Consider the following 20,597-nt stretch of genomic DNA (forward strand, 5'->3'; position numbering starts at 1 on the left):
AAAGAGTATAATTTTAAGCTTAAAATGATGTAAGAAATTGTTCGCGACTATTTTCTTGCAACCTAAGGAGAAAGCCGAAAAGCCTTTTTACAAAGAGTAGGTAAACAATTTTAAAAATTACAATTATGCCAGTTAGTCCAAATGAAATTGCTAACATTAATTTTAGCGCAATGTTAGGGAAACCTCTAACAGCAGTTATTGATGCACAAGCAGCAGCAGCTTTATCAACAGTAGATTTTATCAACGAAGTAGGTCTTGATGAATCTGGAAATGTGAAAAATGTAACATTCGCATATTCTAAATTAGTTGATGGATCACCAACATCGGTAACATTAACAACACCTTTGTTAACCATCATTCCAATTCCATTTTTAAGAGTTGCTGATACAACGATCGATTTTAATGCTAAAATCTCTAGTGTAACTAAAGTTGAAACTGTAGCTAGTCACAAATTAGATTTAAGTGCTGAATTGAGTTTACGTTGGGCTTGGGGACGTTTTAAGTTCAAAGGAAGTTATTCGTACCAAAAGAAAAACACGTACTCAGATGAATCTAAACGTTCATACAGTATGAACATTAGAATTAATGCAGTACAAGACGAAATTCCAGCAGGAATGAGTCGTGTATTAGATATGCTTGAAGAGTCTATTACAGAATCTTAGAACATAGTACACTAACAAATTGGGGAAGTCTCTTCGGAGGCTTCCTTAACTTAAAAAACAAAAATCATGATTACATTAAAAGACTATATCGGAAAAATTTATAAAGAAGTAAATAATGCTAAAGTACAGTCAGATATTGAAACATTAGCCATTGCGCAAGAATATGTTGCAAATCCAATGCTAAGACATTTTTCTGTTCCCAATATTCGTATCAAAGATATGGAATTAACAATTCCTGTTGCGGTTGATGCTACACAAACGGTTACTAGAGAATATACAGAAAGAGAAATTCAGAACGTATATGAAGCAGCATTTTTTAAAGTAAATGCAGATCTTTTTCCAAATCAAACTGCAGATCAAGTAGCGTATTTTGAAAGCATTAAACCAGAACTAACAGCAAAAGCACAGGTGTACTCTGCAGAAGCAGCAGCTAGTTTAAGAACAGCTTCGGCAGCAGACAGTATAGAATCTGCGCCACAAGCAGATACGCAAACGGATGCACAAACTGCATTTAGAACCACAGAAGAAGCTACCGTAAGAACAACTCAAGAGTATGCATCTGAATCGACATCAAACAATTACTCCGTAGCAACAAATAAGGCAGCTATCAAATTTGCAGAAATATCGTATGCTTTTGTGGGGGACAATTTTGTGCAAGAAGCTGTTTTTCAAGATGCAATGGTAGCAGAAATTGAAAAAAATCTGCAACCAAAATCACCAGAGATTGAAGACCTTCCAGTGATTGTAGAAACGCAAAAATTACAGGAAATCAATGATCCATCAAACTTAATTAAAATCAAAGTCAACATTACAGACAATGCAATGGAATGGACAACAGATGTTGATGATGATGGAAACGCTGTACAAGTATTAAACTACGAATAAATTCACGTTTCTTCATGCCAAAAACAAGATGAAGAAATTCAAAATACAAACAAATGAAAACAAGTATAATAGAAAAAAATACCTTCTTTGAAGCTTCTATTTTCAAAGTAGGACTAATTTCTGAATTGCTTCGTTCCAAATCTTCACGCTTTATAGTAGAGATTGAACGTTGGCTTTCAGAAAATCAAGAAGTATTGAAGCAATTTGGGTTTGTAGAATCTAGTCGTATGAGCATTTTACGAAATCAAATATTTGTGGCAAAAACAAAAGATGTTCCACAAAGAAGAAGACATTTATTGATGGTTGGAGCAAATTGTTTGGAAAATGCACACCAAATGTTAGCGGGTTTACATGAACCTATTAAAACTAAAGTTACGCAAGGAAGAGAAACCATTCAGCAGATTTTAGTAATGGTTAAAGATGATGCGGCATACAGTCAAGGGCAAAGAGAAAACTTTAATCAGTATGTGAAAAACACCTGGAAGCGTCTGCGACAAGATCCGCAATTTAGTTCTGTAGCAATGCAATTGCAAACACTACTTCCTGAAGTAGATATTTACAGAATTATTGCGGAAGAGATTCAACTGTAACCTATTTGCAAAAAAAATCCCAAAGCTTTTTTGCTTCGGGATTTTTAAGATTCTTTTTTACTTTCCTTTATAGATCGAATCCTAAATTTACGCCTAATTTTTGCGCAATTAACTTATTGATTCGGGTTTTAATGGCGTTTATCTTCACGCTTTCTAAAACGTTATTAGCAAAAGCATACATTAGTAATGCTTTTGCTTCCTTCTCAGGAATTCCACGTGAACGCATATAAAATAAAGCATCTTTATCTAACTGACCAATGGTACAACCATGCGAGCATTTTACATCGTCTGCAAAAATCTCTAGCTGAGGTTTGGTGTTAATTGTTGCTTTATCGTCTATTAAAATATTATTATTTGCTTGGAATGCATTGGTCTTTTGTGCTTCCTTCTCTACAACTACTTTTCCATTAAAAACTCCTGTAGAACGATCGCCAAAAATACCTTTATAATCTTGGTGACTTTCACAATTTGGTTCAATATGATGTACCAATGTATTATGATCTACGTGTTGCTTATCGCCAATAATAGTAACGCCTTTCATTGTAGAATCAATACGTTCTCCTTTTTGGAAAAACTGCAAATTGTTTCGTATTAACTTTCCACCAAAAGAAAATGTGTGCACAGATGCATTACTACTTTGCTTTTGAGAAATAAACGTATTATCAATCAAAGAAGCTTCCTGATTATCATTCTGAATCTTATAATAATCAACAATAGCGCGCTTATTTGCAAAAATTTCCGTTACTGAATTTGTCAATACTACATTTGAAGTCAAACTTTGGTGGCGCTCAATAATTTGTACATGCGAATTTTCATCCACCACAATCAAATTACGTGGTTGCAACATCACAGAAGCTTCATTACCTGTAGAAAAATGCACAATTTGTATTGGCTTCTCAACTACTTTATTTCTTGGAATATGAATATATGCACCTTCTGAAGCAAAAGCGGTGTTCAACGAAGTCAAACTATGATCTGCTTTTGCAGCTTGATTGTAATATGAGTCGATAATAATTTTATACTTCGGTTTGTTCAAAGCAGAACTCATCAAACAAACATCAATACCATCGTGTGTTGTTTCTGAAAGGAACGAACTATATTTTCCATCGATAAATACAATTTTATAGGTATCAATATCGTGGATAAAATATTTTTTTACGTCTTTAAATTCAATTGCCGATTCTTTCTGTGGAGAAATCGTATAATCGTGCTTCAATAACGCATTTAGCGAAGTATATTTCCAATCTTCATCTCTTTTGGTAGGAAATCCTTTTTGCTGAAACGTCTTAATTGCATTATTTCTAATTTCATTTATGTTTTTTGACTGATGGTTTACACGATCTTCAAAAACCATAAATGATGACAATAATTTATCTTTTAACTCCATGTGTGCTCCTTAAATAGTTGCTTCTTGCTTAATCCAATCGTATCCTTTTTCCTCTAACTCTAAGGCCAATTCTTTTGTTCCCGATTTTACAATTTTCCCATTGTGTAAAACGTGTACAAAATCTGGTACAATATGATCTAGCAAACGTTGGTAGTGTGTAATTACGATCACTGCATTGTTTTCGCTACGTAATTTATTTACACCATTGGCAACAATTCGCAATGCATCAATATCTAATCCAGAATCAGTTTCATCTAAGATGGCTAATTTTGGCTCTAGCATTGCCATTTGAAAAATTTCGTTACGTTTTTTCTCTCCACCAGAAAATCCTTCGTTTAAAGAACGTGATAAAAACTTTCTATCAATTTCTAGTAATTCGGCTTTCTCGCGAATTTTCTTCAACATTTCACTTGCTGGCATGTCTTCCAAACCTTTCGCTTTACGCGTTTCGTTGATGGCCGTTTTTACAAAGTTTGTCACAGAAACTCCAGGAATTTCTACAGGATACTGAAATGATAAAAACACACCTTCATGTGCACGTTCTTCAGGACCTAACTCCTCAATGTTTTCTCCGTTAAGAAAAATTTCTCCATCGGTAACTTCATACTCTTCCTTTCCTGCAATAACAGATGACAAGGTACTTTTTCCTGATCCGTTTGGTCCCATGATCGCATGTACTTCTCCTGCTTTTACTTCAAGGTTAATTCCTTTCAGAATTCCTTTTCCTTCAATACCTGCGTGTAGATTTTTTATGTGTAACATTCTAAAACTATTGTTATGTTTTTTAAATCGAATTATTGATTGTTTGTGATGATAATAGTACCATCTTCATCGCTTGGTTTTTGTACCGAAAGAATTTCTTTGATTTCTATCACTTCTTTCCAAGCATTTTTTACTGGATTTGGTTTCTTAATGCCTCTAAAAACAACAGGAACCATATCATAGTCTTTTGTTTTGTATTGTTGACATTGCTTATTAAGAGCATGCATTTTTTCGTCGACAACAATACCGTACATTTGGCTTCCAGCAGTTTGAAGTACTGCAGCTTTATCGCTTTCTAAATATAAAAACATTCCAGAAAAAGTGTCGTCTACCTTTCCTACTGTACGTGTAGCGGTTATACCAGTTTCAGTTTCAGTTTGATTTTGTGTGTCTGTTTCGTTCGCTTTTTCTTCAGATTTAGAATTGTTACCACAACTTACTATAAGTAAGCTAAGTGCGAAGATGAAATAGATTTTTTTCATTTTGTAATATTTATAATTGATTATCCAACAGAACCTTCTAATGAGATTTCTAATAATTTTTGAGCTTCTACGGCAAACTCCATTGGCAATTTGTTTAAGACGTCTTTACTAAAACCGTTTACAATTAATGCAATGGCTTTTTCAGTGTCAATTCCACGTTGATTGCAATAGAAAATTTGGTCTTCTCCAATTTTACTTGTCGTAGCTTCGTGTTCTATTTGAGCCGTTTTATTTTTAGCTTCTATATAAGGAAAAGTATGTGCACCACATTGATTCCCCATTAATAGTGAATCACATTGCGAGAAGTTACGTGCGTTTTCTGCTTTGGAAGCAATTTGCACCAAACCTCTATAGCTGTTTTGTGATTTTCCAGCAGAAATACCTTTAGATATAATGGTACTCTTTGTGTTTTTTCCAAGATGAATCATCTTAGTTCCTGTATCAGCTTGTTGATGATTGTTTGTGACAGCAATTGAATAAAATTCACCAACTGAATCATTACCTTTCAAAATACAACTAGGATATTTCCAAGTTACAGCAGAACCAGTTTCTACTTGTGTCCAAGAAATTTTTGCGTTGTTTTCGCACAATCCTCTTTTGGTTACAAAGTTAAAAACACCACCTTTTCCTTCTGCATTTCCTGGATACCAGTTTTGAACTGTAGAGTATTTAATTTCTGCATCGTCCATAGCAATCAGTTCTACTACGGCGGCATGCAATTGATTTTCATCACGCGATGGCGCAGTACAACCTTCTAAGTAACTTACATAACTTCCTTCGTCTGCAACTAAAAGCGTACGTTCAAATTGCCCAGTTCCTGCTTGATTGATTCGGAAATACGTTGATAATTCCATTGGGCAACGAACGCCTTTTGGAATGTAACAGAAAGATCCATCAGTAAATACAGCAGAGTTTAATGCTGCATAAAAGTTGTCTTTGGTAGGAACGATAGTTCCCATATATTTTTTAACCAATTCTGGATGATCTTGAATTGCCTCTGAAATAGGGCAGAAGATGATTCCTTTTTCAGCCAATGTCTTTTTAAATGTTGTAGCTACTGAAACAGAATCGACTACAATATCAATAGCAACACCTTGCAGCTTTTTTTGTTCGTCAATAGAAATTCCCAGTTTCTTATACATTTCCAACAACTCAGGATCTACATCATCTAAAGTTTTGTTTGGATCTGCTTTTTTAGGAGCAGAGTAATAAGATATGGCTTGAAAGTCTGGTTTTTCATACTGAACATTTGCCCATTCTGGCTCTTCCATTTCTGACCAAATTTTAAAAGCGTCCAATCGCCATTCAGTCATCCATTCCGGTTCATTTTTCTTTTTAGAAATTGCTCTTACAATATCTTCATTAAGTCCAACGGGGAATGTGTCACTTTCAATGTCTGTATAAAAACCGTACTCGTATTCTTTCGTTTCGAGTTCTTTTTGTAATTCTTCTTCAGTATACTTACTCATTTCTTTCGATATGATTAAAAGATTAAATGATTGAAAAATTTATTTTTTTCTCTCTACCTAATCTCGCTTTTTTCTAAATATTTTATAAATGCACTTGTTTTTTTCTCAATACTAGCGCTGTTTGTAATTCTAATTTTTGAATTAAAAACATTTCACTTTGATTAAGTATTACAAAGAGAATGACTCTCCGCAACCACAGGTGCGTTGTGCATTTGGATTGTTAAAAACAAATCCGCTTCCATTTAATCCTCCAGAATATTCCAATGTGGTTCCAACGAGATATAAAAAGCTTTTTTTGTCAACAATAATTTTCACGCCATTGTCTTCAAATACTTTATCTTCTTCTGCTTTAGTATTGTCAAACGTAAGATCATACGAAAGTCCGGAACATCCACCACTTTTTACGCCTACACGAATGTAATCGTTGGTAGCATCAAAACCATCATCAGTCATGAGTTCGACTACTTTTTTACGGGCTGTGTCTGAAACTGTTATCATTTTTTAATTTACATTTAATTCGTACTTGCAAAGATACGCTATTTGACGCTTTATTTTAAAAATCCTGACATTTATATAACATATTATAGCATAGAATTTTTTGATAACGATCTTTTTGTTTGGATTTTGGAAAAAAGTGATGGAAAAAAGTTTTCTTTTTATAGCTGCTTTTTATGTCAAAAACTAGAAAAGTACAGGCATTCAACAAAAAAATATAATCGTTTTTTTACAATAAAAAATCTAAATTTTTAATTCTTCAATTTTGTGTGAAAAATCTGTATGTAATTTTACCTGTTTTGTTAAAATAGATATATTTCACTGGTATATCTTCTGTCTATTATACTAGATTTGAACCATCTTTTTAAAACATAAAATAGTATTGCTGCTTTTTTTGATTGAGAGATATATAAATTTTTAACCCCTATTATTAATTATAATTTTTAAACAAATGAAACAAAATTACATTTTATTAGTAACATTTTTAATAGCGAGCGTCTTTAGTGCAAATGCACAAGTTTTAGGATATGCTATATGCTTTGATGGTGTCAATGACTTTGCGCCAGTATACAGATCAACTGAAACAGGAATTTTTGGTACCAACGCTAACAACGATAGTTTTACCATTGAGTTTTGGGTAAAAGACAATGGAAATGGAGGAAAACACATGTATTCTAAACACTATGATAGTGGAACGGCAAAAGAAGGGTATTTTATAGAAAGAGATGCTACTACAGGATTTGTGACTGCTGGAATTGCAAACAATACAAACAATTGGACTACAATTACTGGAGCTAGAGCTATCAATGATGGAAATTGGCATCATGTTGCGGTTACTTTTGATATTACTATAGGCCGATTAATGTTGTATGTTGATGGATATTGGGAAGCTACTGCTAATGGAATTACACCTGTATTTGGAAATAATGTAGATGCACGCTTGGCGAGTTCTGAATATGAAAACACGTATTTTGGAGGTGCATATGATGAGGTAAGAGTATGGAATACTATAAGAACGGTTTCAGAAATTAATATTGGAATGAACATGGAAATAGATGTTGCTTCAACAGGTTTAATTCAATACTTCAAGTGCAATGAAGGAATTCCCGATACAGATAATTGGATATTATATCAGTTAGTAGATCATACAGGAAATTCGCGTCCAGGTGATTTATGGAATGTTTTTAGACTTGGACCTTGTTCAAATTGGGTGCATACGGTAGCAGATTCAGTATTATCTACTGAAACGTTTACAGCAGCTACTGAAGGATTAAACCTGTATCCAAACCCAGCGAAGAGTTTTGTTCAAATTAATGGATTGAAAGCTAACGAAGCATATACAATTTATAATACAATTGGTGCCGTTGTAAAAAGAGGAACTTTGGCAAACAATGAAGAAATTGCTATTTCCAATTTAACAAATGGGATGTATTTCTTAAAGTTAAGCGGTAACAGAACGCTAAAGTTTATTAAGAAATAAGTATAAAATATTCTTTACCATAATACCTATAAATAGTAGTAAATGACTGTATGTTGTTTGCTACTATTTTTTTGTCATAATTTTTATTTTTTGAATGGAATTGGCAAAGGATAGCAGTGAAAATCCCGGAATGCAATGAGGAATTGTAGCGAATAGTATTTCGACTCCGCTCAACATATACCTGACGCCAATTTTCTTGGCGATGCGCCCAAATTAAAACTCTGAAAATCGCTGATCGAAAATAAAATCAGTATCGGTTAAAGTTTTTAAGAAATCAATGATGCGATCTTTTTCTTCATCTGTCATCGAAATTCCTAAACTTGCGTCAGTTTGTTGAAAGATAGGATCCAAGTTTTCGGTATTGTTGATGCCATTTCGGTAATGTTCTAAAACAGCATCTAAAGAAGCAAAACGACCATCATGCATGTATGGAAAGGTGACTTCAATATTTCGAAGATTTGGCACTTTAAATTTATAATTGTCTGCTGGAAATCCAGTCACACGTGCACGACCAATATCGTTGTATTGTGGATCGATGGCTAAACCATTGTTGCGATAGGATTGATCTGTAAACAATTCGCCAGCATGACAAGAAGCACATTTTTGATTGAAGAGTTGCATACCTTGCGTTTCGTTTGCAGTTAGTGTTACATTTCCTTCGTTGCGACTAAATTTATCATATTTACTATTTCCAGTCACCATCATTACCATAAATTGCGATAAAGCTTTTAGGATATTTTCTGAGTTGATTTCTCCATTTTCAAAAGCTTCACGAAATAATCGTGGATAATCTGGATGTGCTTGCAGTTTTGCGATAACATTGGTAAATGTTTCGTTCATTTCTACTTCATTCGTAATTGGAATGATTGGTTGCATGTCTAAATGAATGGCAGCGCCATCCCAAGTAAATTCATTTTGAAAAGCTAAGTTGTGCAACGGTTGTGCATTTCTGCTTCCCAACGCGCCATCAACACCGTGACTGATAATATGTGTATGATGTGTAAATGCAAATTCTTGAATATGACAAAATCCGCAAGCAACTACATTATCGGAAGCCATACGACCTTCATAAAACAAACGGCGTCCCAATTCAAAACCAGTTTCCGTTGGCGGATTGGCTTCAATATCATAGACTAAAGGAGGGAAATTAGAAGGGACATTAAAATTCAATGGTACATTTTGGAACTCGCCAACTTGTTGTCCGGGAATTTCCTCATACGGTTCGTCTTTGCACGCAACAAAGAGTAGCGCAACAAATACATAGATGTAATAGTTGAATTTCATAGCAATTGCTAAGATACCAAATGTCTTGTGATTGGACAAAATGTTAACATTCTTACTCTATTTGGCTTGATGTGTTTTGAGACTAAAAGATTGGTTTTCAGTAGTTTTTTGTAAGAATACTACAATTTGCACGATTCCAAGTGTTGTGTTAGAAACTACTTTTGAATAAAACCACAAAACATAGAAATTATGAAAAAACAAAATTTGAAAAAAAGCTTAGTCTTAGCTAAGAAAACAGTATCAAGATTAGATGAAGAACAAGTATTAGGTGGCGCAGGAGCTTCAGGCGGATTTGCATGTACAAGATCACAAATAAGCAAGTGTGCAACTCAAATGTCTTTTACGCGTTGTGCCGTTTGTAATTCTTGGTATTGCTAGTATTAAACAAGCATTGACAGACTCACAGTTGCAACGTTTTAGGTCTACATGATTGCACTGTGAGTTTTTTTAGATCATTTTTTTCTCGTTTGCCAATTGAATGGCTGCTGCTTTGGAGTTGACATGTAGTTTTTGGTAAATGTTTCTAATATGCGTACGAACCGTAGTTTTGGATACAAACAATTCTTCAGCTATAGTACTGTATGTTTTTCCTCTAGCAAGTAAAGTCAGGACTTCTTTTTCTCGTTTAGATAAGGTGTTGTCTTGATGATTTAATTGAAAAGATTCTACCACCATTTTGGCAATTTTATTACTCATTGGTGCGCCGCCTTTTTCCAAATTTTCTAGTGCTTTGTTGAGTTCAGGTAAGCCTAAGCTCTTTGTTAAATAACCGCATGCACCAGCTTTTAATGCTTGAAAAACCATATCGCTATCTTCAAAAACAGTGACAATAATTAATTCGGTTTTTGGAAATTGCTGCTTTATTTTTTTGGTGCCTTCTATTCCATTAATGCCTGGCAATCCAATGTCCATTAATACAATATCTGCATGATTGCCCGATTTAAAATCTTCGAAAGCAGTTTCAAAACTTTCATAGGCACCTAACAAAAAATAGTTATTAAGTTGCTGAATATACGTGACCATATTTTCTCTAAAGATGGCATTGTCTTCTATAATTGAGATATATTTTTTTTTCATAGCTCGTTGGTTTTGGTGAGTTCTTCTTGTAAGTCTAAAATAAATGTGTAAAAAACACCTTCCAATTTTTCAATGTGCATTTCGGCATTGATCATTTCCATGCGTTTTTGGATGTTTTTTAAGCCGTTTCCATTGGCTGAAATATGATTGTCAAATCCAATACCATTGTCTTGAATTTGAATTGTGAATTTAGTGCCTTCCAAGTGTACTTTGAACACTACTTTTGTTGCCTGTGAATGTTTGATGATGTTTGCTAGTATTTCTTTGAAAGCTAAAATGATGTTTCTGCTTTTTATGTATGAAATGTCAACCGGAATAATGTCTATTTCTTGGTACAGAAAGTCAATTTTCTCAAAAAGATCAAAAAAGTTCTCTCCGTAATCTCTTAAATATTTACACAAACTATCAATATTATTATTTTTTGGATTTAGTGACCAAACAAAGTCTTTGGCAGTATGATAAATTTCTTTGGAAAGTGATGTTATTTTATCAATTTTGGGCGAATTTACTTTTTCACTGTGTTTTATATTGTTAGATAAACCAATGACAGATGCAATTTTGTTTCCGATTTCGTCATGAAAATCACGTGCAACTTCTTCTCGCAAGTTTTCTACTTTATGTTCTAAAAAAATACGACGGTTAATTTCGTTGGATAAGGTGTCGTTTCTGCGTTTAATCACGCGTAAGCGATACCATAAAAAGCCAAGTAAAATTATAGAAACACCAATAAGAATGAGCACTTTTATGACTGTAATTTGATACCATTTTGGCTGAATGCTAAACCGAACTGTTTTCGGAAAAGACCATTCGCTATTAAAATGTTTTCCGCGAAAAGATACCGTATAATCACCAGGTTTTAGGTTGCTCATTTCAAGCTCTTGACGCTTCGTTTCTCGCCATTCGGAATCATTTATTTTATAGGCAAACACTACGGCTTCCGAAAATTGACGTGTAATGCTTTTAAATTCAATAAATGCATGATCATTGTGTATGTCTGTTTGATGAATTTCTATTTTTGGTGGAATAGTAACGTCGAGTAACTCTGGATTAAATTCCATGATTCCGTTTCCTGAAATCATCCAAATGATTCCTTTTTTGTCCTGATAGAACGAATAAATATTGTTTGAATTTGTGCCGTTTTTTGTATTGAAATGATATTGAAAATCATCTGTTAAAATCCAAAAACCTTTGTTGGTTCCAAAGTAGATTCTATTTTCATCATCTATAAAGACATCATTGATATAAATATCCTCTTTTGTAAAAAGCAAGGGCGAAATTTTATGTTCGTTATAGGTATACGCTTCGTAAGGTGTGACAATGATAAGTTGGTTTTTATGCTGTAAAATTTTACGAATAACACGTTGTTTAAAATGTTGTTCTAACAAAGAATCGGGTTCTTCTATCCAAGTGTCAAGCTCGTTTTTTAAAAATTTTCTAACGCCATTTTGGGTACCAGCATAAATAATGTTGTTAAAAAGAATTCCAGTATTTATTTTTTTGTCTTTTCTGCGATAATGAATACAATAGATATCATTTCTAACGCCATTATGATAACGACTTAGCATATAGTTTGAATAGAATGTTGTGTCTCTTTCTTTTGCAGCTAAAAAATTATTTACGCGTGTTTCGCTAATTTTTTTATAGTCAGAATTGTAGAGATTTTCATAAGAAGAAAAATAGCGTTCTTCTTGAAATTCGAAAATATCATTTAGTCGAAATGGGTTTTTTTGTTGAATAAACGAGTCATTCTCTTTAAGAATATAGGAAACGTTTTCGGTGGTGAAGACCATATTTCCAGAGTTGTTTTCGTATATAAACTTAGGGATTGGAATTTGGTAATCGTTCTTGTGAAATGATTTTATAAGGGAAGGAAATATTTTATAAATACCATTTCCATAACTCGCAATGTATATCGTTTCACGGTCAATAAAAATATCGCTGATTCCATTATTTATGGTTAGAATTGGTTCTGCTTTTATGATTTTTGAATATGTTTTGTCGAAGGTAAGAATGTATACCGTATTGTATTCTGCACGATGATTTAACTGTATTAAAACTTGCTGTTTTTTATACGGTTTAATATGTTTGATAGTATACGATTTTTCAAAGTGATGCGTATTTTTTTGTGTAGGGTTTAGTTTTGGAACCCAAGACAGATTCCCTTGATGATCTCCAAAGAATAGAAAACCATTAATGCTACATAATGCTTCAATAATTGCTGTATTCTCCTCTATAAATAGTTGTTTCTTTTTGCCTTTCCAGGAATACTCATCAATTGTCTTTCCTTCACTTATAAAAATAGAAGACTTATCAATAGCAGCGCGTCTATTTTTGTTGTTGTTTTCCAGATTTATAATAGTATCGACTTGATTTGATTTATTAATACTTAAGAAAGCTGTACGTTGATAAATGTTGTAAATAAGGTGCTTTTCTTTGTACTTTAAAATTTTATTGATACGATCTGTATATATGTTTTTTATGTCTTGATTTTCTTTGGTTAAAATACCATCAAGCCAAGAACCGATGTATAAAATACTGTCGTTTGTATTTAGTAGCGAAACAGGATATCGGATTTCTTTTTTATTATGAACTTTAAAATTACCATTATCAAATGTGACCAATCCGCCATCGGTAGCAATATAAATTTCACCTTTAAACTTTTCAATAGCAAAGGTGTAATTATCAAGCAACCCATTTTCTACATTGTAATGTTGCTTTGTCCAATATTGCGCATTGAGGACAAAACTGCTTAATAGAAAAAGGATATATAAAATGGTTTTCTTCATGTAAGGAAACGTACGTTTCCTTAAAAATAGGAATAATGCAACAGTTGTAGTACTACATTTTGTAGTATTTGTAAGAAAGGCATACAAGCATAAAAAAATCGCCTAAATTTACTTTAGACGATTCTTTTCATGAATATTAAAATCAATTGGATTAATCTTTAATTAATTGTTTTGTAATAACGCTTCCATTTTTTAATGTGATTTTTACAAAATAAACACCAGTTGCTAAGTTGCTTACGTTCAGTGCTTCTTTTTTAAGCGATTCATCACGTACTAGTTTTTTACGAATAGAATTTCCATACACATTGATGAGTTCCCATGATGCTATGGCTTCTAAACTTTCAATAGTTAGATTTCCTTTCGTAGGATTCGGATAGAGTTTTACAGTAGATAATTCGCCCATGTTCTTCTCTTGCAAAAACTCATTTTGAGGTGTAGCGCTACTTCTACCTGAAGGTGGTGTAATTACAACTTCATCGGTACAGTTAGCTATATACGCTCTAAAGTTTGAATTGTCTTTCGCGTGAAAGCTTGGTAATAATCGAATAGAATTACTCGCCCTGTAATTTGAAGTAAACGTAGCTTCAATCTTGTTAGTTGCTGTAATAGCTACGTAGGTGTCGTAATTTATATCTCCACTCACACTATTTACATCATTATCTGGAGAAACTAGGGTTGCTAAAGGATCAAAATTATCACACGAATTTCCAGGGAAACAATCTGGGTAAGGAGTTTCAAAATAAGTAAGACCTGAAATAGGACCACTTGTTATATCAATACAACACCAATCGGACCATTCGCCACAATTAGTTCGTATTCTGTATCTAAAGCCTTTAAAATTATTAGATAAGGCTCTTAGATCATTAAATACTGTATTTAAATCGATGACGTTTGTGGTCAAATTATTGTAACTAACTGTAACTTCAGTACTAGAATCTGTATAAAAATCATGGCATCTATTATCTGAAGCAAACTGTAAGTCGTAAGAAGTGGCAATATCATCCCAAGTAAGCGTTAATTGATTTATGATTAAAGCATTCAAATCATCGATACATGGATCTGCATAACAATCATCTGACAAACTATAATTGATTGAGGTTGAAGCAGAGTTTGTAGGGCCTGTAATGGTTAATTGTACTACATAATTTCCTTCTGCTTGGGTAAAGTCAAAATCGGTTTCATTAAAACTTGTGTTTGTTGAGGTAAAGACTGGAGTTGTGTTTCCGTCAAGGAATACTTCCCATAAATAGGTTTGGTTTGGACAGTTTGTACCATTGTTGCTTCCTGTAAAAGTGGCGTTGCATCCGTCAATAGCATTTATAATCGCAATATTAGGAATAATAACTTCGCAAGGATCTGGACAGTTGTTGAAGGCTACATCTGGACCTACGTTTGCTGATAAATCATTGATGGTGTTTATAAAACCTGTACTTGTATTAAAATTTGCAATCGCTTCAAATTCATAATTGCCAACAGGATTTGCTCCAAAATCGCTAGGATCAACAGTAAAACAAAACTGATTGGTCTGTTGGTTTATGACAGGGTTTGTTAAGGTATTGACCACGCTTCCTGTTTGGTCTATCACATCTAGTGTAAGACTTTGTAGGTCAGTAGTACATAAAGGTGCTAAAAACGAACCACATACTTGAAAGGGTGCTGTTGGGCAATTTAAGTTTACAGGATCTAATTGAATATCACCAAATGCACTTGTAGTACATGTAGTATTGCATATTTCATCAATATATACGGTTCCATAATGACCAGCCTGACCACAATCAACAATGGAGAATTCTAGCGTAGCATTTTGTCCAATTAAGTTTTGAGTGTCAATATTAATACAGCGCCAATCTGAGTAAAGTGTTGATCCTACAGCAGTAAAGATACAATTGTTTGGATCGGATATGATGCATCGTTCAAAGAAAATATTGCCATTAGCATCGTATAATCGGATACGAAAGAAAGGTTGTCGTGATGGATGACCCGCAGGATTTTCAAGGATTAGAGAAAAATTGATACTTAAATTATTTTCATTGATATTGAAAGTTCGTTGCATGTGTGTTACATCAAAACCTCCAGAAGATTTGTTTAATTTTATTGCCTGTGGCGAATTATTAAAAGTTCTACGGACACTAACGCCATCAGACCATAGTTCTGGATCAATTCCTTGATTAACAATGGTATAGTCGGCATTAAAATCGTTAATAGATGTTGGTGGTATAGCTGGAGTCCCAGCTTCTAGTGGCATATTGCAAGAATCGAATCCTGCGATTGTTTCAGTATAATTAAAGAAACTGTAACCTTGTAATGGTGTTGCTCCTTCAAATCCTCCATCATTACAGAGTTGTTTGGTTTGAATCGCTGGCTTTTTAGAGATGTATACATCGCGTTTTTCGGGATGTTGTTCAAAGTATAAATCACGTAAACGACTTCTTTTCATATTTAGAATGATGTCGTTTGCTTCTTCCTTTGATAGGTTATGATGGTCCTCGTTATTTAGCAATGCATCAATTTCTTTTTGCGGAATTTGATAACTGTCAATATGAGCGGCGATGAATACGTTTATTTCTTGTTCTACAGATGCAATTTGCGCCATTCTAGGATCTTTTTCTTGCGCTACGGCAATGGTACTTAGCCAGAGTATAATGAATGTAATTTTATATATAAGTTTCATGATTTTGTAATTTTATTTGGTGTTGTGAATAGGCAATAGGAATCTAACCTAAGTGTAAAAGACTTAAGTGAAAGTGTATTTTAAAATGTATGAAAAGTGTAAAGGCTAGCTAATTAGAATGATTAACCAGCCTTTTACTAAAAACGAAAAAAAATGTAGTATGAATTACTTTTTCGCTGCCAATTTTGCTTCCAAAGCTTTGATACGCTTTTCTTGCTCTATGGTGTATAAGGTAAGCTCTTCTACTTTTTGAAGTAAAATAGTAGTCATTTCTTTTAGTTGCATGCCTTCTTCTTTTACTTCGGCTGCACTAGGTACGCTAGGCAAGTGATGATTTGTTTTGGTAAACGCTTCAACTTCTTCAAGTGTAGGCATTACATAATCTGCTTTTAAGGCAGAAGTCCCTGTATAATATTTTTGAAATACATAATCAGGTAATACGTCTTGTATCACTTCTACTTCTTCGCAAAGAATTTTTCCTTCTACAAGTAATTTAGCGCTATCTTGTGAAAGATTGGATGTGCCAACACCTATTTTATTTTGCACTACTAAATTCCCTTCTCCTAAATCACCTATAGCATCATTAGCATATTGTCCCATTACAACACCGCCATTCCAAAACATGCTATTTCCATCTCTAGAAATTACTCTAGTTAAAGATGTAGCTGAATTGTTAGTTGGGTCGTCAAAGTCTCTTAATCTAAAATATTGACTTACAGTTGCACTTCCAGCTACGTCAAGTTTAAATTCTGGTGTTGCTGTGCCAATTCCAACATTACCTTGTGTGTCAATTTTCATTCTTTCTATACCATTTGTAGAAAAACCTAAAAAGCCTCCGAAAGTTCCAGCGCCTCGATAAAAGGAAATAAATCCATTATTTTCATCAGTATTGTACTTTAATCCAAGTCTAAACATTTCTGTATTTATAACTCTATCTAAAGTCTTTGTATATAGAGAGAAAGGTGCTTCAGTACTATTTGCAAGTATGGCTCCATAAGATTGATCTCCGTTAAATACATGTAATTTTGCTGTAGGAGTTGTGGTTCCAATACCAACATTGTCTGCTGTATTTCCTGTGTTATTGGTGGTCGCAGTAACTGCTCCTTGTGGTGTACTGATTTGTCCAAAAGACAATCCAGTAATTAGTAATGCTAATGGTAAAATTATTTTTTTCATAATATATTTTTTAATGTTATTAATACGTGTTTTTATGTGTGTTACAAATGTTTAAAATTTGGTTGAGTAAAACCATCCCATGAATTTGGTATATTTTAATTCTTAGCAATGGTTTTGGTAATTTGCTCCCCGTTTTCTAGTTGTAGCTTGAGTACATAAACTCCTTCTTTTACATGTTTAAGATTGTAACTATAACTTGTAGTTGGCTCTATGGTTTCTTCTATAATTTTAATGCCATACATGTTGTAAATACTATACTTTTGTATTTTAGAGGCGTTACTTGAAAATGAAACGACACTCTTGGTTGGGTTAGGAGAAACGTTAATAGTAGATACTATTAATTCATTCTGATTTGTTGGTCTACCTAAACCGTCACCAGTATTACCAGTATTACCTCCTGCTTTTGTTTTATGTGTTTCAGGACCATGACCATTAGGAAACTCAGCAATAAGTTTTACTTTACTGTAACCAGGAATGATTCTGATGCTTCCATTGTCAGAATGTATAAGTCCCGCGAAAACAGTACCTATGGTACCTTCATTATAAGTAGAGGTTATTATAATGTCACCGTCACAATTTTGATGTGCATGTCCAAAACCGTGAAAGTCTTCTCCACAACGCGTAGTTAAAATTTGAGAATGCGCATGCATACTAGACATAAAGACGAGTATGAATGTTGCTTTCAGTAAAAGAAAATTAATTTGTTTCATCTGTTTGCAATTTTTTAGTGATTATTCAGAAATACTTAACTATAAAATAGTGATTATTTCCTTAAATTAAGGGTGCTATAAAATTCAAGATAAAAGTAATGTAAAACCATACCGAATTTATGGTATTTTTGTAGAAACATTAAATAAGGCTTATTGAATCCTCCTAAATATATACTTATAACTCTTTACTTTACTGTGCTATCCAGTTTCGCTCAGAATCTAGATTCGATTACGGTATTACATGAGCGATTTACAAAAGCTTTACATACCGATTTTGAGCTAGCTAAATTACTTGCATTAGAAGGTGTAAATAAAAGCGAGAAACTCCAAGATGATAATTTATTGCTGCAATCATATTTCAATTTAAGTGAAATTTATTCGAAACAAAAGAAAAATGATTCGTCATTTATTTATGCGAATAAAGCATTAAAATATGCGCAAAAACTAAGTGATTATAAAAAACAAGCACTTTTGTATAATAGATTAGGGTCTTTGTCGAAAAGAAATGGAGCCTATACTAAAGCAATTACCTATCATGAAAAGGCAATGCTTCTTGCGGAACAGCATTCGCTTCTTCAGCAACGAAGTGGAATTTATAATAGCTTAACCTTATTATACAGAACAAAAGGTGATAAAGAAAGAGCATTTGAAGAGCTACAAAAAGCTATAGAAATAGCAGAAAAAAATAATTTCAAAAAAGAACTCATCAATAGTTATAATATTAAAGGGCTATTACTTTTCAATATCCAAAAAGATAGTGCTATTCATTATTATAAAAAGGGCATTGCACTTGCTAATGAAATAGGTCATAGACATATGGAAGGTGTTGTACTTTCAAATTTAGCAGATCTTTATATGAATATAGAGAAGTATGAAGTAGGTTTAGAGTATTTGACCCAAACAGAAGAAATCGCATCTGAAGTACATGATTATGGGACCTTATATTTTGTAAAAATGTCTCAAGGAATTTATTTTGAGGAAGTAGGTGATTTTCCAAAAGCTATACGAACTTACGAAAATGCCATAAAAGAATATAAACCATATCTAAACGATAATCAAATGCGTGGAGCGTATTGGTTAATTTCTGGACCTTATTTTCATAACAATCAATTTAAAGAAGCGTATGAGTACCAAGAAAAATATATTGAACTCAGCGAACATTTATTTACTATCCAAAAATCCAAAGAATTCGACGAAATCCGCACAAAATATGAAGTAGAAAAGAAAGACACACAAATTACCTTATTAGCTAAAGAAAATGAATTAGCAGCTACACGCAGAAATTGGATTATAATTTCGAGTATCATCTTAACAATTCCTTTAATCATCTTGATCTTGTTTTATAAACATCGTGTAAAAACACAGCGAACCATTAGAGAACAAGAAGCTCAATTGCATATAAAGGAAAAAGAACGACTACAAAAAGAACAAGAAATAAAACAAATTCAAGCATTGATTGACGGACAAGATAATGAACGGAATCGTATTGCTATAGAATTGCATGATGGTATTGGCGGGCAATTGGCAGGAATGAATTTACGCTTAACGCAGATTAATTCTGAACTACATAATTCTGAAATTAAAGGAATCAATCAATCACTTTCAAATACATTTAAAGAATTGAGGATTCTATCTCATAATTTAAGTTCCAACTATTTTAGAGATAAAGATATCGTTTCGCTCTTACTGGATTTAAAGGAACAATACGAAGGTTCAAATCGTTTTTCGACTAACATATCGGTTTTTCCTGAAGAAAACGCACTGCTTTTAGATAGTGAAATTAAGCATCATCTGTATCGTATTTTACAAGAATTACTCAATAATGCTGCAAAACATGCGCATGCAGAAACAGTAGATGTGTCTATAAATATACATTCTGATTCGTTAATTTTAATGTATGAAGATGATGGAACGGGTTTTGATGCTAAAACTATACATAAAGGCATTGGATTTCAGAATATGAAAGAACGCGTAACAATAATTAATGGAGTCATTACATTCGATTCGCAATTAGGTAAAGGAACGCGCGTAATTGTTGAAATTCCCATGGATAACTAACTGATGTATGACTAAGATAAAACTCGTTATTGTAGACGATCACAAAATGTTTTTGGATGGAATTTCAAATGTGTTGTCAAAACAAGACGACATGGAAATATTGAAGGTGTTAGACAATGCTTCCGATGCGTTGACCTTTTTAAAAAGTAATACTCCAGATTTATTAATCACCGATATTTCAATGCCAGAAATGAACGGATTGGAATTTGTGAAAATTATAAAAAAACAGTATCCAAATTTAAAGATATTAGTTGTTAGTATGTTTCAGCAAATACAATCTTTTAAAGGTATAGATGGCTATTTATTGAAAGAAACTGGATTTGACGAACTCATCAAAGCTATTCATCATATTATCATTAAAAACGAATCTTATTTTTATGATGATTATAAATCGTCGAACAAAGAATTAGAATTCAATAAAAAAATTATCACACGTCGAGAAAAAGAAATTATTCAATTGATTGCGCAAGAACTCACAACCGATCAAATAGCAGATACGTTATTTATAAGTAAACATACGGTTGAAACGCACAAGAAAAATATCTTTCTAAAGTTGCAAGTGAACAGTGCGGTTGGTTTGATAAAAAAAGCAATCTATTTTGGCTATGTTAGTTAAGTTTCGT

Annotated in this window: 18 protein-coding genes; 7 read left to right on the forward strand and 11 right to left on the reverse strand. The window is 33.2% G+C overall.

Annotation, left to right across the window (positions count from 1 at the left end):
• Positions 1 to 125: 125 nt before the first annotated feature.
• The 3 genes from ACRBBL_RS11910 (at position 126) to ACRBBL_RS11920 (ending at position 2,137) form a co-directional block, all read left to right on the forward strand.
• Positions 126 to 662, forward strand: a complete 537-nt coding sequence (locus ACRBBL_RS11910; protein ID WP_431369279.1) for a DUF2589 domain-containing protein — start codon at positions 126 to 128, stop codon at positions 660 to 662.
• A 66-nt stretch (positions 663 to 728) separates the two neighbouring features.
• Positions 729 to 1,547 carry a hypothetical protein gene (locus tag ACRBBL_RS11915; protein WP_431369280.1) on the forward strand — a complete coding sequence of 273 codons (819 nt, stop codon included), beginning with the start codon at positions 729 to 731 and terminating at the stop codon, positions 1,545 to 1,547.
• A gap of 53 nt (positions 1,548 to 1,600) precedes the next feature.
• Positions 1,601 to 2,137, forward strand: coding sequence for a hypothetical protein (locus tag ACRBBL_RS11920; protein WP_431369281.1), 537 nt, complete (start codon positions 1,601 to 1,603; stop codon positions 2,135 to 2,137).
• Between the two features lie 67 nt (positions 2,138 to 2,204).
• On the opposite strand, the gene sufD is transcribed toward ACRBBL_RS11920, so the two are convergent.
• The 5 genes from sufD to ACRBBL_RS11945 all read right to left on the reverse strand — a co-directional run bounded on the left by sufD (position 2,205) and on the right by ACRBBL_RS11945 (position 6,735).
• Entirely contained in the window at positions 2,205 to 3,524 is a 1,320-nt protein-coding gene (gene sufD, locus ACRBBL_RS11925; protein ID WP_431369282.1) for a Fe-S cluster assembly protein SufD, read from the reverse strand.
• Between the two features lie 9 nt (positions 3,525 to 3,533).
• Positions 3,534 to 4,286 carry a Fe-S cluster assembly ATPase SufC gene (gene sufC, locus ACRBBL_RS11930; RefSeq protein WP_431369283.1) on the reverse strand — a complete coding sequence of 251 codons (753 nt, stop codon included), beginning with the start codon at positions 4,284 to 4,286 and terminating at the stop codon, positions 3,534 to 3,536.
• A gap of 32 nt (positions 4,287 to 4,318) precedes the next feature.
• On the reverse strand, positions 4,319 to 4,768 hold the full coding sequence (locus tag ACRBBL_RS11935; protein WP_431369284.1) for a hypothetical protein: 450 nt from the start codon (positions 4,766 to 4,768) through the stop codon (positions 4,319 to 4,321).
• Positions 4,769 to 4,788: 20 nt separating this feature from the next.
• On the reverse strand, positions 4,789 to 6,237 hold the full coding sequence (sufB, locus tag ACRBBL_RS11940) for a Fe-S cluster assembly protein SufB (protein WP_431369285.1): 1,449 nt from the start codon (positions 6,235 to 6,237) through the stop codon (positions 4,789 to 4,791).
• A gap of 168 nt (positions 6,238 to 6,405) precedes the next feature.
• Complete coding sequence (locus tag ACRBBL_RS11945; RefSeq protein WP_431369286.1) at positions 6,406 to 6,735, reverse strand: HesB/IscA family protein; 330 nt, start codon at positions 6,733 to 6,735, stop codon at positions 6,406 to 6,408.
• 448 nt (positions 6,736 to 7,183) lie between these two features.
• On the opposite strand from ACRBBL_RS11945, the gene ACRBBL_RS11950 reads away from it, so the two are divergent.
• Positions 7,184 to 8,212 (forward strand): LamG-like jellyroll fold domain-containing protein, encoded by a 1,029-nt coding sequence (locus tag ACRBBL_RS11950; RefSeq protein WP_431369287.1) that lies wholly within the window; start codon positions 7,184 to 7,186, stop codon positions 8,210 to 8,212.
• A gap of 213 nt (positions 8,213 to 8,425) precedes the next feature.
• Here ACRBBL_RS11950 and ACRBBL_RS11955 read toward each other — a convergent pair whose 3' ends face one another.
• Positions 8,426 to 9,496, reverse strand: a complete 1,071-nt coding sequence (locus tag ACRBBL_RS11955) for a cytochrome-c peroxidase (RefSeq protein ID WP_431369288.1) — start codon at positions 9,494 to 9,496, stop codon at positions 8,426 to 8,428.
• A 189-nt stretch (positions 9,497 to 9,685) separates the two neighbouring features.
• Here ACRBBL_RS11955 and ACRBBL_RS11960 point away from each other — a divergent pair, with 189 nt between their 5' ends.
• A complete protein-coding gene (locus ACRBBL_RS11960; RefSeq protein ID WP_431369289.1) occupies positions 9,686 to 9,874 on the forward strand; it encodes a class I lanthipeptide in 189 nt (62 codons plus the stop codon).
• Between the two features lie 69 nt (positions 9,875 to 9,943).
• Here ACRBBL_RS11960 and ACRBBL_RS11965 read toward each other — a convergent pair whose 3' ends face one another.
• The 5 genes from ACRBBL_RS11965 to ACRBBL_RS11985 form a co-directional block, all read right to left on the reverse strand.
• Entirely contained in the window at positions 9,944 to 10,573 is a 630-nt protein-coding gene (locus tag ACRBBL_RS11965; protein ID WP_431369290.1) for a response regulator, read from the reverse strand.
• Complete coding sequence (locus tag ACRBBL_RS11970; protein WP_431369291.1) at positions 10,570 to 13,359, reverse strand: sensor histidine kinase; 2,790 nt, start codon at positions 13,357 to 13,359, stop codon at positions 10,570 to 10,572. The genes ACRBBL_RS11965 and ACRBBL_RS11970 overlap by 4 nt, the downstream gene beginning before the upstream one ends.
• A gap of 151 nt (positions 13,360 to 13,510) precedes the next feature.
• Positions 13,511 to 16,030 carry a T9SS type A sorting domain-containing protein gene (locus ACRBBL_RS11975; RefSeq protein WP_431369292.1) on the reverse strand — a complete coding sequence of 840 codons (2,520 nt, stop codon included), beginning with the start codon at positions 16,028 to 16,030 and terminating at the stop codon, positions 13,511 to 13,513.
• Positions 16,031 to 16,195: 165 nt separating this feature from the next.
• Positions 16,196 to 17,206 carry a hypothetical protein gene (locus tag ACRBBL_RS11980; protein ID WP_431369293.1) on the reverse strand — a complete coding sequence of 337 codons (1,011 nt, stop codon included), beginning with the start codon at positions 17,204 to 17,206 and terminating at the stop codon, positions 16,196 to 16,198.
• Positions 17,207 to 17,301: 95 nt separating this feature from the next.
• Positions 17,302 to 17,916, reverse strand: a complete 615-nt coding sequence (locus tag ACRBBL_RS11985; RefSeq protein ID WP_431369294.1) for a T9SS type A sorting domain-containing protein — start codon at positions 17,914 to 17,916, stop codon at positions 17,302 to 17,304.
• Between the two features lie 195 nt (positions 17,917 to 18,111).
• On the opposite strand from ACRBBL_RS11985, the gene ACRBBL_RS11990 reads away from it, so the two are divergent.
• Together ACRBBL_RS11990 and ACRBBL_RS11995 are read left to right on the forward strand one after the other, a co-directional pair.
• A complete protein-coding gene (locus ACRBBL_RS11990) occupies positions 18,112 to 19,974 on the forward strand; it encodes a tetratricopeptide repeat-containing sensor histidine kinase (protein WP_431369295.1) in 1,863 nt (620 codons plus the stop codon).
• Positions 19,975 to 19,981: 7 nt separating this feature from the next.
• Entirely contained in the window at positions 19,982 to 20,590 is a 609-nt protein-coding gene (locus ACRBBL_RS11995) for a response regulator transcription factor (RefSeq protein ID WP_431369296.1), read from the forward strand.
• Positions 20,591 to 20,597 lie beyond the last annotated feature (7 nt).

The organism is Kordia sp. (assembly GCF_050633145.1).
GTDB lineage: Bacteria > Bacteroidota > Bacteroidia > Flavobacteriales > Flavobacteriaceae > Kordia.